Origin of the sequence: Rhizobium sp. PRIMUS64 (assembly GCF_023006465.1) — a bacterium.
In the GTDB taxonomy this organism is placed as follows: domain Bacteria; phylum Pseudomonadota; class Alphaproteobacteria; order Rhizobiales; family Rhizobiaceae; genus Rhizobium; species Rhizobium leguminosarum.
The window spans coordinates 1-13529 of the sequence record NZ_JALBGX010000163.1 but is presented as its reverse complement, the minus strand read 5'-3'; the positions used below and the strand labels follow the sequence as shown (position 1 = coordinate 13529).

The 13529-nt window shown below is 60.6% G+C and carries 8 protein-coding genes and 1 pseudogene; all 9 read right to left on the bottom strand.

The annotated features are described in order from the left end of the window. Positions 1-153, bottom strand: a pseudogene (locus MOV76_RS34590) (cell envelope biogenesis protein OmpA); the annotation flags it as partial. Positions 154-426: 273 nt separating this feature from the next. Further along, positions 427-1425, bottom strand: coding sequence for a flagellin (locus MOV76_RS34585; protein WP_018242826.1), 999 nt, complete (start codon positions 1423-1425; stop codon positions 427-429). A 372-nt stretch (positions 1426-1797) separates the two neighbouring features. Beyond that, the gene (locus MOV76_RS34580; RefSeq protein ID WP_193445499.1) at positions 1798-4953 is read right to left on the bottom strand and encodes an efflux RND transporter permease subunit; all 3156 of its coding nucleotides are present in this window, start codon (positions 4951-4953) and stop codon (positions 1798-1800) included. After that, positions 4950-6161: an efflux RND transporter periplasmic adaptor subunit gene (locus MOV76_RS34575; RefSeq protein ID WP_247266228.1), complete on the bottom strand. Its 1212-nt coding sequence runs from the start codon at positions 6159-6161 to the stop codon at positions 4950-4952. The genes MOV76_RS34580 and MOV76_RS34575 overlap by 4 nt, the downstream gene beginning before the upstream one ends. A 268-nt stretch (positions 6162-6429) precedes the next feature. Beyond that, positions 6430-7359, bottom strand: a complete 930-nt coding sequence (locus tag MOV76_RS34570; RefSeq protein WP_131704288.1) for an adenylate/guanylate cyclase domain-containing protein — start codon at positions 7357-7359, stop codon at positions 6430-6432. Positions 7360-7519: 160 nt separating this feature from the next. Further along, positions 7520-9070, bottom strand: a complete 1551-nt coding sequence (locus MOV76_RS34565; RefSeq protein WP_247266227.1) for a SpoVR family protein — start codon at positions 9068-9070, stop codon at positions 7520-7522. Beyond that, positions 9067-10338: a YeaH/YhbH family protein gene (locus tag MOV76_RS34560; protein ID WP_018242830.1), complete on the bottom strand. Its 1272-nt coding sequence runs from the start codon at positions 10336-10338 to the stop codon at positions 9067-9069. Before MOV76_RS34560 ends, MOV76_RS34565 begins: the two co-directional genes overlap by 4 nt. Positions 10339-10350: 12 nt before the next feature. Beyond that, positions 10351-12294: a PrkA family serine protein kinase gene (locus MOV76_RS34555; RefSeq protein ID WP_018242831.1), complete on the bottom strand. Its 1944-nt coding sequence runs from the start codon at positions 12292-12294 to the stop codon at positions 10351-10353. 410 nt (positions 12295-12704) lie between these two features. Next, positions 12705-13181 carry a VOC family protein gene (locus MOV76_RS34550; RefSeq protein WP_018242832.1) on the bottom strand — a complete coding sequence of 159 codons (477 nt, stop codon included), beginning with the start codon at positions 13179-13181 and terminating at the stop codon, positions 12705-12707. Positions 13182-13529 lie beyond the last annotated feature (348 nt).

Below are 13529 nucleotides of genomic sequence, written 5' to 3'. Positions count from 1 at the left end.
GACAGCCACGCCGACGAGAGCGCCGCCGAGGGCGCCAAGCGCGGCGCCGCCCGCCGTATTGGAAACCTTCTGTTCACCGGTATAGGGGTCGGTCGTCGTGCAGGCACTGAGATAGCTTGCGGCAATAGCGAGAAGTACGAATTTTTTGATCATGGACAGGACGGTCTCCGTTCGACTGATCCGAGCAAATGGCAAGGATTGCGGCAAGAAAATGAAGATGTTCCCTTGATAGGGGAATTTCAGGCGCCGAAACAGAAGCGATGTTGCGGGAATGCGCAGATATCACCAGTTTTAGCGAGTAGTGCGCCTGCGCGACGGTATGGCAGAACGATAGCCTCTGCGGCCAGCGCGACAATCAGCCCTCATGGTCATGAGGCCGAAAGGCCGTCTCGAACCACGAGGGCGGATGGCTGGGTGACCGCACTCTTAGAAATTCTGGAACAACTGCCTGACCGTATCGTAGGTCGCGTTGGCGATATTCAGCGATTGCAGGCCGAGCTGTTGCTGCGTCTGCAGCGCCCTGAGCTTGCTGGACTCTTCCTCCATGTCCGCATCGACAAGCCGTCCGATGCCGGCGGTGATGTTGTCGTGGAGTTTCGTGGCGAAGTCGTTTTGCAGGTTGATGCGCTTCTCCAACGCGCCGAAGGCTGAACCGACTGTCGTCAGCTGCGTCAGTGCCGCATCGACGACACTGATCATTTCGCTGACCTGTCCTTTCGTCGTGACGTCCGAGAGCGAAATCACCACTTGCCCCGTGGTCGTGCCGTTCTTGCTCTCCATCAGCACATAATTCTGCGAGGCGCCGAGCTCGGTGGCGAAATAGGCCGATGTCAGCACGCCGTATTCGCCCGAACCGGTGGCGCGATCGTCGATCAGGTAGCGCGCGTCCTTGGAGGAGGTGCTCCCGGTCGGCGTCGTGTCGATATGGTAGCTCAGCATGCCGACCGAGATCGTGCCGTCGGCATTGCGGATGAAGGAGGCCGGGATCTGGCGCGGCTGGGTCGGCGTCGCGTTGTTGTCGAGAACCACCCAGTTGTCGCTGTTGAAAGTCGCCGCCTCGGAGACGCTGCGCAACTGCTCCTGCAACTGCTTGATCTCTTCGTTGACCTTGTTCTTGTCGATGCCATCTTCGGTCGCGGCAACCAGCTTGGCCTTGATCTCCGAGACGACATCGATGACGTTCTGAACGCCGGTATAGGCCGTTCCCATCGTCGCCGCCGCCATACCGAGCGCATCCTGGATTGCTGAAATCGCCTTGTTGTCGGTTCGCGCAGTGGTCGCGACAGACCAGTAGACGGAATTGTCTCTGGCCTCCGCGACGCGCTTGCCGGTGGTGATGTGGTTTTGCGTGACCGCCATATTGCGGTTGATATCGCGCAGCACATGAAGCGCCGCATCCACCGAGACGCGCTGGTAAATACTCACGGAACTAAACTCCAAAAACACAACAGGACGCAAACTGCACAAGAAATGAACCGTCCGCGCGGACTCTCATGTCCGGGGTCGCTGGAATTCCAGCGCGTTGCGGCCTCCAAGAAACGAAGAAGACCAGTCGGTTACTGATAACAATCATTGCCGTTTATGCTTAACAAACGACTAAACTTCAGAAGTAATTTATCTTATTTCGCAAGGTTTCATACACCATGAGGAGCGCCGCCGGATTACAGCGCCCCGCGTCTTTTCAGACCCGCAAAGGACGGTGTAGCACCTTGAATTGCTGCAAAATTTATCCTTAAATCCATTCCGATTTAAGGGGTTGTGCGGCAGTCCGGCGGCCTTCGAAATCGGATGAACGCCTTATTCGGCGGCCTGCAGCTGCTCGTCGTCGGGCGCAGCGCGCGGCCGCGTGGCGACCGACATCTCTTCGTGCAGGCGCGCCTCCTCATGGGCGTGCGGCTTGGCGAAGCGGGCAAGCAGCAGATAGGCGACCGGCGTGATGAACAGCGTCACCAGCGTCGCGAAACCGAGACCGCCGACGATCACCCAGCCGAGCGCAACGCGCGCTTCGGCGCCCGCGCCATGGGCAAAGACCAGCGGCACGCCGCCGAGGATGGTGGCGATCATCGTCATCATCACAGGGCGAAGGCGTAGCGCGCAGGCCTTCTCGATCGAGGACCGCACATCCTCGCCCCGGTCGCGGAGCTGATTGGCGAATTCGACGATCAGGATGCCGTTCTTCGCCATGACGCCGACCAGCAGCACCAGGCCGATCTGGCTGTAGATGTTGAGGCTGGAGCCGGTGATAACAAGCGCGAAGACGGCGCAGGCAAGACCGAGCGGCACCGTCGACATGATGATCAGCGAGGACAGCACGCTTTCGAACTGCGCAGCCAGCACCAGGAAGATGATGACGATGGCGAAGCCGAAGGTCAGCGCCATGCCGCTCGAATTCTCTTCGAGAGTCGCCGCTTCCGCTAGCGGCAGCAAGCGAGAGCCTGGCGGCAGCAGCGGCTCGGCAAGAGCCGTCACTCGGCTGACGGCATCGCCGAGCGACATGCCGTTCCTGAGGCCGGCGGTGATCGCGACGGAGGCGAGCTGCTGCTCGCGGTTGAGCTGCGGCGCGACCGACCCTTCCTTCATCGTGGCAATGACCGACATCGGCACGATCTTTCCATCGCCGGTCTTCAGGAACACGTTCTCGAGGTCGGTCGGATCGTCGATCGGCCGCGTCGTCGAGGTCAGAAGCACGGGATAGGATTCGCCGTCGACGAAGACGTCGACCACCGAGCGCCCTTCGAGCAGCGATTGGATTGCCGTCGAAAGTCCGGTTATGTCGATGCCGAGATCCGAGGCGCGCTCGCGGTCGATTGTCACCGACACCTGCGCCTGGCTGGGCTCGTTAGTCAGGCGCGGCGTCTCGTATTGGCCAGTGGCCTCGAGCGCCTGCACCAGCTTGGCGGCCGCCGCCGTCAGCGCCTCGTGATCATTGCCGATCAGCGCCATCTGCACGCCGCTGCCTGCGCCGCGGATGCGCAGGCTGTTCGATGAGATGGCGTTGCCGCGCAGAGCCGGCACCCTTGAGGCCGCCTGGTTGATATCGCCGACGATCTCCGCCTGCGTCCTCTGGCGCTCTCCCCAGGGGGCAAGCGTCAGCACCATGAAGCCGCTGTTCAGCGAACCGCCCTGGCCGGAAATCGAGAAGACGTTGCGAATGTCGCCGCTGTCGACCAGCGGCTGCAGATATTCTTCGACGAGCTGCATCTTATCTCGTGTATATTCGAGGCTCGATCCCTGCGGCGTCGTCAGCCGCATCATCACCATCGACCGGTCCTCTTCGGGCGTTAGCTCACTCTTGACCGTCGAGAAGGCGACGAGTGCCGCACCGGCAAAGATCACCGAGAACAGGATGACGACGAAGGGCGCGTTGAGACAGCCGTGCAGAGCCCATTTGTAGAGATTGGCAAGCGCCCCGCCGAAGCGGCCGAGCACGCCGTGATCTTCGAGCATCGGCTTCGTCAGCATGCGCGAGGCAAGCATTGGACACAGCGTCAGCGCCACGATCGACGACAGCCCGACCGAAAAGGCGAGCACGAAGCCGAATTCGCGGAAGAGTCCACCGACCTGTCCCGGCAGGAAGGAGAGCGGAATGAACACCGCCGCCAACGTCGCCGTCGTGGCGATCACGGCGAAGAACACCTCACGCGTGCCGAGCACCGCGGCCGCGCGCGGTCCCATGCCTTCGGCGCGCCGGCGCACGATATTTTCGAGCACGACGATCGCATCGTCGACAACGAGGCCGGTCGCCAGCACGATCGCGAGCAGCGTCAGGATGTTGATCGAGAAGCCGACCATATAGATCGCCGCCAGCGTGCCGATCAGCGCCACCGGCATGCTGACCGCCGGAATCAGCGTCGCCCGCCAATCGCGCAGGAAGAGATAGATGACGGCGGTGACGATGACGGCGGCGAGCACCAGCGCCAGCACCACCTCGTGGATCGCGCCCTGGATGAAGACGGCGTCGTCGCTGGTGATGGCAATCGTCGTGCCCTCGGGCAGCGTCTTCGACAGTTGGTCGACAGCCGCCTTGATGCCGGTCGAGATGTTCAGCGTATTCGACTGCGCCTGGCGGATGATGCCGAGGCCGATGCCCGGCTTGCCGTTGGAGCGCAGCGCCGTTTCGCCGTCGCGCGGCCCGAGCATCACCGTCGCGACGTCGCCGAGCCGGACGCGGTCCTGTAGGATCACGTTGGAAAAATCCGCCGGCGTCTGCAGGTTGGCGGTGGCGCGCACCACGATATCCTGCGTATTGCTCTTCAGCGATCCGGCCGGCACGTCGAGTGCGGCATTGTCGAGCGCCTTCGTCAGGTCGCCGATGGTCAGCCCGCGGCTGGCGAGCGCGCCCTGGTCGACGTCGACGCGGAAGACCTTCTCCTGGTCGCCATACTCCTCGACGTCGGCAACGCCGTCGACGGAGGCGAGGCGATCGATCACCTCGTTTTCGACGAGCTGCGTCAGGTCGTCCATGTTGAGCTTGGTGGAGGTGACGGCAAGTCGCAAGATCGCCGAGGAATCCGAATCCGCCTTGACGATCTGCGGCGCGTCCGCTTCGTCGGGCAGGTTCTGGGTGATGCGGCCGATCGCGTCGCGCACGTCGTTGGCGGCGACCGCGAGATCGATCGCATCCGAGAATTCCAGAGTGACCCGGCTCTGGCCGAAGGAAGAGGTCGACGAAATCGACTTCAGGCCGCTGACGCGCGCGACCGCCCCCTCGATCACCTTGGTCAACTCCTGGTCGATCGTCTGCGGCGAAGCGCCGTCGAAGGTGGTGCGCACGGTGACGACGGGACGGTCGACATCCGGCAGTTCGCGCACCTCGACGCCGACATAGGCGGCAAGGCCGGCGACGACCATCAGCGTGTTGAACACCAGCGCCAGGATCGGCCGGCGAACGAAAAGTGCGGTGAAGCTCTGCTTGCCCGAGGCCCTGTCCTGATGAATCTCGGTCACGCTCATTGGGTGGCGACCTCCGCAGTCGCGGCGACATCGGCGCTCACACGCACCGCCCCGCCCTCACGCACACGCTGCAGGCCCTGCGTCACGATCTTGTCGCCGTCCTTGAGTTCAGCTTTGACGAGCACGAAATCCGGGTTGCGCTGCACGATGCTGACCCGCACCTTGCGCGACTTGTCGTCATTGACCTGCCAGACGAATGACCCTTGTGAATCCCACTGCACGGAGACCGGATCGACCGCCGGATATTTGTCGCCGGCAAATTTCATGCTGACGCTGAAGGACATGCCGGCGCGCAACTCATCCGAACTATTGTCGATCTTGGCGCGCAGGCGAAGTGTGCGACTTGCCGCGTCGATGCGGTTGTCGACGGCTTCGACCACGCCGGAAAAGACCTGTCCCGGCCGCGCCACCGACATCGCCTCGACCGGCTGACCGACCAACACAGTATTGGCGAAACGCTCCGGCACCCAATAATCGACGAGGATTTCCGAACGGTCGTCGAGCGTGACGATCGGGATGCTCGTCGTGACGTTGTCGCCGATATTAACCGGCACGATGCCGACGATGCCGTCGATCGGCGCGGTGATGTTGCGCCGTGCGAGATTGAGCTCGGCGGCCTGCAGTTGCAGCCGCGCGCCCTGCTCGGCAATCTCGGAATCGAAGACGTCCATGCGCGACACGCTGGACTTGATGTTGTGATAGAGATTGGACTTCTCGACGGCAGCCTTGACCGCTACATCAGCCTGGCCGCGGGCAATCACCTGCTCTTCGCTGTCGAGCTTGGCGAGCACCTGCCCGGCCTTCACCCTGTCACCAGACTTGATGAGGATTTCGCGGATCGTGCCCGATGCCTGCGGCGTGACCGCCACCGAGCGGATCGCGTCCCCCGTGCCGATGGCGTTCAGCCGGTCGTTGACGACGCCCTGGACGACAGCCTGCGTCGCGACGAGAATGGCGCTGTTGCGCCCGCCGCCATTGCGGCGGTTCTGTCCCTGCCCTTGTCCGTCGCCGCGCTGCTGCCCTTGCGCCCGGGCGGGAGCGTCGGCATCCGCCGTCTCCTCAGCCTTCGGCGCGATCTTGGAAACGATGCTGTCTGGAATACCTGCATCGCGCATCGTATCGCCGGCGCCGGGCACAAAGAAAACCCACGCGGCAAAGCCGGCAACAATGACGATGAGCGACAGTATAAACTGCTTCCAAAAGGCCATTCACGTCTCCAGAGGGACTCGAGGTTGGACCAGGGTCGGTCGAAAGAGGCGCTGCGGGATCAAGATTCCCGTCTGATGCGACAATATCGCGCGTTTACAGCTTACCGGCAAGCATAAGCAGCCGGCATTACCGATTTGTAATATCAGCAAAGAATGGAAATAACCCGACCGCTCACTTTTGCTTGAACGAACACTCGCCGCTGTCTTTGACACCGCCGATTGTCGGGCGAAATATTGCACAAAATCTCTGACGATGCGGGTTGGATGTCTATCGGCGCATCGACCATCGCACGCCCATGACGGCCGCAATCCCCAGTATCGGCCACATCGCCCAGAACTGCCCCGTCCAGGTGAAGAGGTTGATGCCGGCAATGCCGAGCGCCACGATCGCCAGCGAGGTGATCTTGCGGTTGAACAGCGTCTGGTCGCGGTTCCAGGCGAGCGCCGCGACGACGGCCAGCGCCAGCACGGGAAAGCGCGCCCAGAAAACGCCCTGCCATGACAGCAGATTGATGCAGATCAGGACAGCGGCGATGACGGCGAGCACGCCGTAGAGCCTGCGTCCGCGCGGTGCCGGCCTTGCCTCGGAGATTGCCGCCGCCATAACCGCCGGCTGCGGCTGCGGCTGCGGACGCGCGGGGCCGGATCGTTCGGCAGGCGGCGTCTCGTCCCTGGCATCGCCGATCTTCACCGCGTAGCTCGGCACGCCTTCATCGACATTCTTCACCATCAACGGTCCGAGAAACTCGAAACCAACAGCCACCTTGTTGCGCACCTGATCGTAGACAGTGCTTGAAATGACGATGCCGCCGGCCGCAGCCGAAGCCTGCAGCCGCGCCGCAATATTGACGCCGTCACCATAGATGTCGTCGCCTTCGACGATCACGTCGCCGAGATTGATGCCGATGCGAAAGAGCATGCGCCCGTCGGCCGGACGGCGGGCGTTGAAGCCCGCGAGTTCGTTCTGGGTGTCGACGGCCGCGCGCACCGCTTCGACCACGCTCGGGAAATCGGCGATCAGCCCATCGCCCCAGGTATTGATGACGCGGCCGCCATGGCTTTCGATGAGGCGCCCCATCGCTTCTCGGCAGCGCTTCAGGCTCGCAAGCGTCCCCTCCTCGTCAGCCCCCATCAGCCGCGTATAGTCCTGCACGTCAGCACAGAAGATCGTCGTCAGCTTGCGCCGCGTTTCACTCATGGTCTCTGGTCTCCGCGCCATCCGCCCCGGGAAAGATCGCTGCAAAGGCTGAAACTGGTCGAGATCAAGTGGGCGATTGCAACGGCGGTAAACTACTAAGGCTTTGTGTTTGTTGCCACCGATAATTGTTCACGTTATCGCCCGTCAGCACAACGGGTGATTATTGAACGATCTTGCGCGGGCTCGCCGTGTGTTCTCTCGCCACCGTGCTGGAACTGTCGATTTCCTGAAGCAATACGTCATAGCCCCAGAGATCGGCGAGATGCTGCAGGACGAGCTTCGTGTCATTTTCCTGAAGATAGCAGCCATTCATCATGATGTGTTGCAGCAACAGCCGGCGGTCGCCGGCGAGATCGACATCGACGATATCGATTGCCGGATCGGTCCAGCCGATATCATATTCGCGGGAGAGCTGGCGGCGGATGCGCAAGTATCCACGCTCATTATGGATCGCCGAAACCAGCACCCCCTCGGTCTGTTCAGGATCGTCGTAGAGATGGAACAGCCGCAACTGCCGGATCAGGTTCGGGCTCAGAAACTGGCTGATAAAGCTCTCGTCCCGGTAATTGGCCCAGATGTCGCGCAGGACCGCCATCGCATCGCCTCGTCCAGCGATATCGGAAAACCATGTGCGGTCCTCTTCCGTCGGCGTCGTGACGATCCGCTCGATATCCTGCATCATTGCAAAACCAAGCGCATAGGGGTTGAAACCCGAGAACCGCCGGTCGTCGTAGCTCGGCTGGAACACGACGTTGGCGTGCGACTTCAGGAATTCGAGGAAGTTTCCGTCGCTGATCTGCCCCCGCTCGTGAAGCCGGTTCATGATCTGGTAGTGGACGAAAGTGGCGGTTCCCTCGTTCATCACCTTGGTCTGCCGCTGGGGATGGAAATATTGCGCGACGTGGCGGACGATGCGGAGGATCTCGCGCTGCCACGGCTGCAGCCGCGGCGCCGATTTTTCAAGGAAGTAAAGGATGTTGTCCTGCGGAAGACCGAGGGCGGCGCGGCGCTTTTCCAGGCCGATGTCACCCGCCTTCCGGGCCTTGCCGACCGGAACCGTGCGCCATAGGTCGTTGAACATCTGCTCCTCGTGGGCGCGGCGCTCCTGCTGCCGCTTCTCCTCCTGGCGAAGATCGATGGTGGTCTTGCCCGCGTATCGATGTACGCCGTGCGACATCAGCGCATGGGCTGCGTCGAGCGTACGCTCGACGGCCGTCTCGCCGTAACGCTCCTCACAGCGGGTGATATAACCCTTGGCGAAATCGAGGTAATCGAGGATACCCTCCGCATCGGTCCAGAGCTTGAAGAGATAGTTGTTCTTGAAGAAGTGGTTGTGGCCGAAGGCCGCATGCGCGGTGACGAGCGTCTGCATCGTCGCCGTGTTCTCTTCCATCAGGTAGGAGATGCATGGAGAGCTGTTGATGACGATTTCATAGGCAAGGTCGCGCATCCCGCGGCGGTAGAAGGTTTCGTGATGCGCGAAGTGCTTGCCGAAAGACCAATGGCGGTAAAAGAGCGGCATGCCGGTGGAGGAATAGGCATCGAGCATCTGCTCCGAGGTGATGACTTCGATCTGGTTCGGATAGACGTCGAGGCCGAGTTCGTTAAGCGCGATCTCCTCGCAGGCGTCGTGGATGCGCTGGAGAGTTGCGAAATCCCAGTCGGCTCCCTGGAACAAAAGCCGCTCTCTTGGTCTCATGGCCGTGGTCATGGCGTCACCCTCGACTGTGCGTCACGTTTCTGGAAGAGATCATGGAAAACAGGGAATATTTCGCTCCGCCGGCAGACCTTGCGCATCGAAAGCGATAGCTCGGAACGGATCCCGTCATAGAGCATCCAAAGCGGTGAACGGGATATTGAGGAGTCGCCGCCCTCTTCGCCGACCTCGATATAGGCGAAATACTGGCACAGCGGCAAAATCTCGCGCAGCAATTGCCCGGTCAGGTTTCCGTCCGAATGGGCGTTGTCGCCGTCCGAAGCCTGGGCGCCGTAGATATTCCACTCTGCCGGATCGAAACGCGCCGCGATGATCCCGCGCATTGCTGCAAGGGCGCTGGATACCAGCGTTCCGCCCGTCGCCGGACCATAGAAGAAGGTTTCCTCGTCGACCTCCTCGGCCTTGTCGGTATGACGGATGAAGACGATCTCCACTTTCTTGTATCGCTTCGACAGGAAAAGGTAGAGCAGCAGGTAGAACCGCTTCGCAAGGTCCTTCATGTGCTCTGACATGGAGCCTGAGACGTCCATCAGGCAGAACATCACGGCCTTCGCCACAGGCTTCGGCTCGTTTTCGAAGCGGCGATACCGCACGTCGAGCGGATCGATATAGGGAATGCGCCGGCTTTTTTCCGTCAGGGATTTGAGTTTTGCCTCAAGCGTCAGGCGGCTTTCGTCGTCCTCGCATTCCTCGATCTGTCGCTGCAGGGCTTCGATCTCTTCGCGACGCGGACGGTGAAGCGCGACGCGGCGCATCATCGCGAGCCTCGTCGTGCGACCGACGGCGATGTTGGACGGCGATCCCGATACGGAATAGCCGGCCCGCGACGGAGTTTCCTCCTCGGTTTCGGTCAGACGCCGCTTGGCAAGGTCGGGCAGTTCCAGGTCATCCAGAAACACATCGAGGAATTCCTCGCGCGTCAGCACGAAACGGAAGCCGTCCTCGCCATCGCCTTCGCCTGCATCTTTTGGTTTTCCACCCTTCCTGCCCGGCGGCCGTGGAATGATATCGCCTTCGACAAAGGCCCTGTTTCCCGGCAGGATGTGATCGGCGACGCCGCCGTCGCCCCTTCGAAGGCTCGGTTCGGCCATTCCATCGATCGGCAGGCTGATCTCACCGCCGTCGAGCACATCGCGAATGTTCCGGTTTTGCAGAGAACGCTTTACCGCCTGCTGCACGGCGCCTTTCATGCGCCGAAGAAACCGTTGCCGATTTTCCAGACTTTTACCGCGCGGATTTAGCCGACGGTCGACAATGTGCATATTGGCTCCACATTAACTTGCCTGTTTGACGCGCATGTACCATTCGACGAGGCGCCGAACCTGCCTCTCCGTGTAGCCCCGCGCAGCCATGCGCGAGACGAACTCGCTGTGTTTCTTTTCTGTTTCCGAATCCTTCTTCGAACCGAAGGAAATGACCGGCAAAAGATCCTCGACCTGCGAGAACATTCGCTTCTCGATGACTTCCCGGATCTTCTCGTAGCTCGTCCATGACGGATTCTTTCCGCCGTTGGCTGCCCGCGATCTCAAGCAGAACTTGACGATTTCGTTGCGGAAATCCTTCGGATTGGCGATTCCCGCCGGCTTTTCGATTTTCGTCAGTTCCTGGTTGAGGAGCTCGCGATCGAGAAGCTGGCCGGTATCGGGATCCTTGAAGTCCACGTCTTCGATCCAGGCATCGGCATAATCCACGTAGCGGTCGAACAAATTCTGCCCGTAATCCGCATAGGACTCAAGATAGGCCTTCTGAATCTCATTGCCAATGAACTCTGCGTAACGTGGCGCAAGATCGGCCTTGATGAACTCCAGATACCGCTTCTCGACATCGTCGGAAAACTGCTCGCGGCGGATCGACTGCTCCAGCACATACATAAGATGAACCGGATCGGCGCCAATATCCGTGGTGTCGTGATTGAAGGTGGAGGCGAGCACCTTGAAGGCGAAGCGGGTCGATATGCCGTCCATGCCTTCGTCGATGCCGGCGGCATCCCGATATTCCTGGACACTGCGGGCGCGCGGATCCGTCTCCTTCAGGCTCTCGCCGTCATAGGTGCGCATCTTCGAGAAGTACGTCGAATTCTCATGTTTGCGCAGACGTGAAAGCACCGAGAAGCGGGCCAGCATTTCAAGCGTCGCGGGGGCGCATGGCGCATCGGCCAGTTCCGATCCCTCGATCAGCTTTTCGTAGATCTTCTGCTCTTCCGTTACGCGCAGGCAATAGGGCACCTTGATCACGCAAATACGGTCGATGAAGGCCTCGTTGTTCTTGTTGGCCTTGAAGGTTTGCCATTCCGCTTCATTCGAATGCGCAAGGACGATGCCGGAGAAGGGTATGGCGCCGATATTCTCGGAGCCGATATAGTTCCCCTCCTGCGTCGCCGTCAGCAGCGGATGCAGCATCTTGATCGGCGCCTTGAACATCTCGACGAATTCGAGCACGCCCTGATTGGCGCGGTTGAGGCCGCCCGAATAGCTGTAGGCATCGGGATCGTTCTGGGAATAGGTCTCCAGCTTGCGGATATCGACCTTGCCGACCAGCGACGAGATATCCTGATTGTTCTCGTCTCCAGGCTCGGTCTTGGCGATAGCGATCTGGCGCAACCGCGAAGGCTGTACCCTGACGACACGGAAGCGGGAAATATCGCCCCCAAAGTCATCGAGCCGCTTCAGGCACCACGGGCTCATCAGTCCGCTCAGGCGTCGCAGCGGAATGCCGTATTGCTCCTGCAGGAGCGATCCCATCGTGTCCGGGTCGAACAGGTTGAGTGGACTTTCGAAAACGGGGCTGATCTCGTCACCCGCCTTCAGCACGTAGATCGGATGAAGCTCCATCAGCAGCTTCAGCCGCTCCGCCAGCGATGACTTGCCGCCGCCGACCGGGCCGAGCAGATAAAGGATCTGCTTGCGCTCCTCGAGCCCCTGCGCCGCGTGCCGGAAGAAGGAAACGATGCGTTCGATTGTCTCTTCCATGCCGTGGAAGCCGACAAAGGCCGGATAGATCCGGATGGTCCGGTTCATGAATATCCGACCGAGGCGCGTGTCCCTGGCGGTGTCGACCATCTGCGGTTCGCCTATCGCGGCGAGCAGGCGCTCGGTCGCATTGGCATAGGCAAGTGGTTCCTTTTTGCAAAGGTCGAGATACTCCGCGATCGACATATCGGTTTCGCGACGCGCATCATAGGTGCGGGTGAACGCATCAAATACGGATTCACTCAGCATGGGCCCTCCATTCAAGGTTAATGCCACAGGCTCTAGGTCGTCATACCAAGGAGATGGACACGACATTCCTAAGAATCAATAGTTTCGCAGGTATATTCCACGCTCACCGGCTGTTTCTGGCAATGCACAAAAACGTGCATGCACCGGTTATTTTTTTACTCTACGAAACTGTTCCTTATTGTAGTGGAGAAGGGTGCCATCGCGGTATCAGCACATTTCGCGACGTGACAGAAAGATGAAAAAGGTGTGCAATGTCGCCCGTGATTCGAGCACTGGAGAAATCGACGATTGGCAGCCAATCTGCGCAAAGTCGATGCAGGACAGTGTGTGCCGATCCGCTTCAGACATGATGGAAACGGACGCATCGCGACTATGCGCCCGTCATCGTGATCATACGCTAACCGCGCGACTCAGCCGTTGAATGCCTTCTCCAGCGCGGCGACATCGATCTTGACCATGCCGAGCATCACTTCGGTTACGCGCCTGGCCCGCTCGCGGTTGCTGTCGGCGATCATTTCGGACAGCATGCGCGGCACGATCTGCCAGGAAAGACCCCATCGGTCCTTCAGCCAGCCGCAGGCCTCCGGCGTGCCGCCATTGGCGAGAAATGCCTCCCATATCCGATCGATCTCGGCCTGGCTTTCCACAAGAATCGCGATCGAGAAGGAATGATTGAAGCTATCGAGCGGGCCGGCCTTCATCGCCAGGAAGGCCTGGTCGGCGAGCGTGAACTCGATCAATTCGACACTGCCGGGAGGCCCGCTCGGCGTTTCCGCCGGCAAAATGGTGGTGCGACCGATCCTGGAGTCCGGGATAACAGACACATAGAATTCGACGGCTTCGCGTGCTTCCTCGGCGAACCAGAGATTTGAAACGACCTTCGGCATGAAACGGCCTCCTTGTTGACGGTGTTGATCCGGACTGCTGTCCGATGACCCAAGGACGCCCCATCGGCGCCGGTTCCGACAGGCCGCGAACCGAATTTTAGCCCCGCTCGCCCGCGTGACCACCATGGCCGCGCTCTGCGGCGGCATTGCTGCCCGCAACCTACCGCCCGGGATAGCGGCGGCTCGGGAATGAAAGCAGAACATCTTTTCTGGTCTTTCCTTCCCGAATCACTACATTACGCGCCATGAGCAATAGTTTCGACGATATGCCCTTCTTCGACGAAGAGCCGGGCGAGATGGCGCGCAAGCCGCAGCCGCCTGCCGCACCCGCCGAAAGGGCGCCCGTCG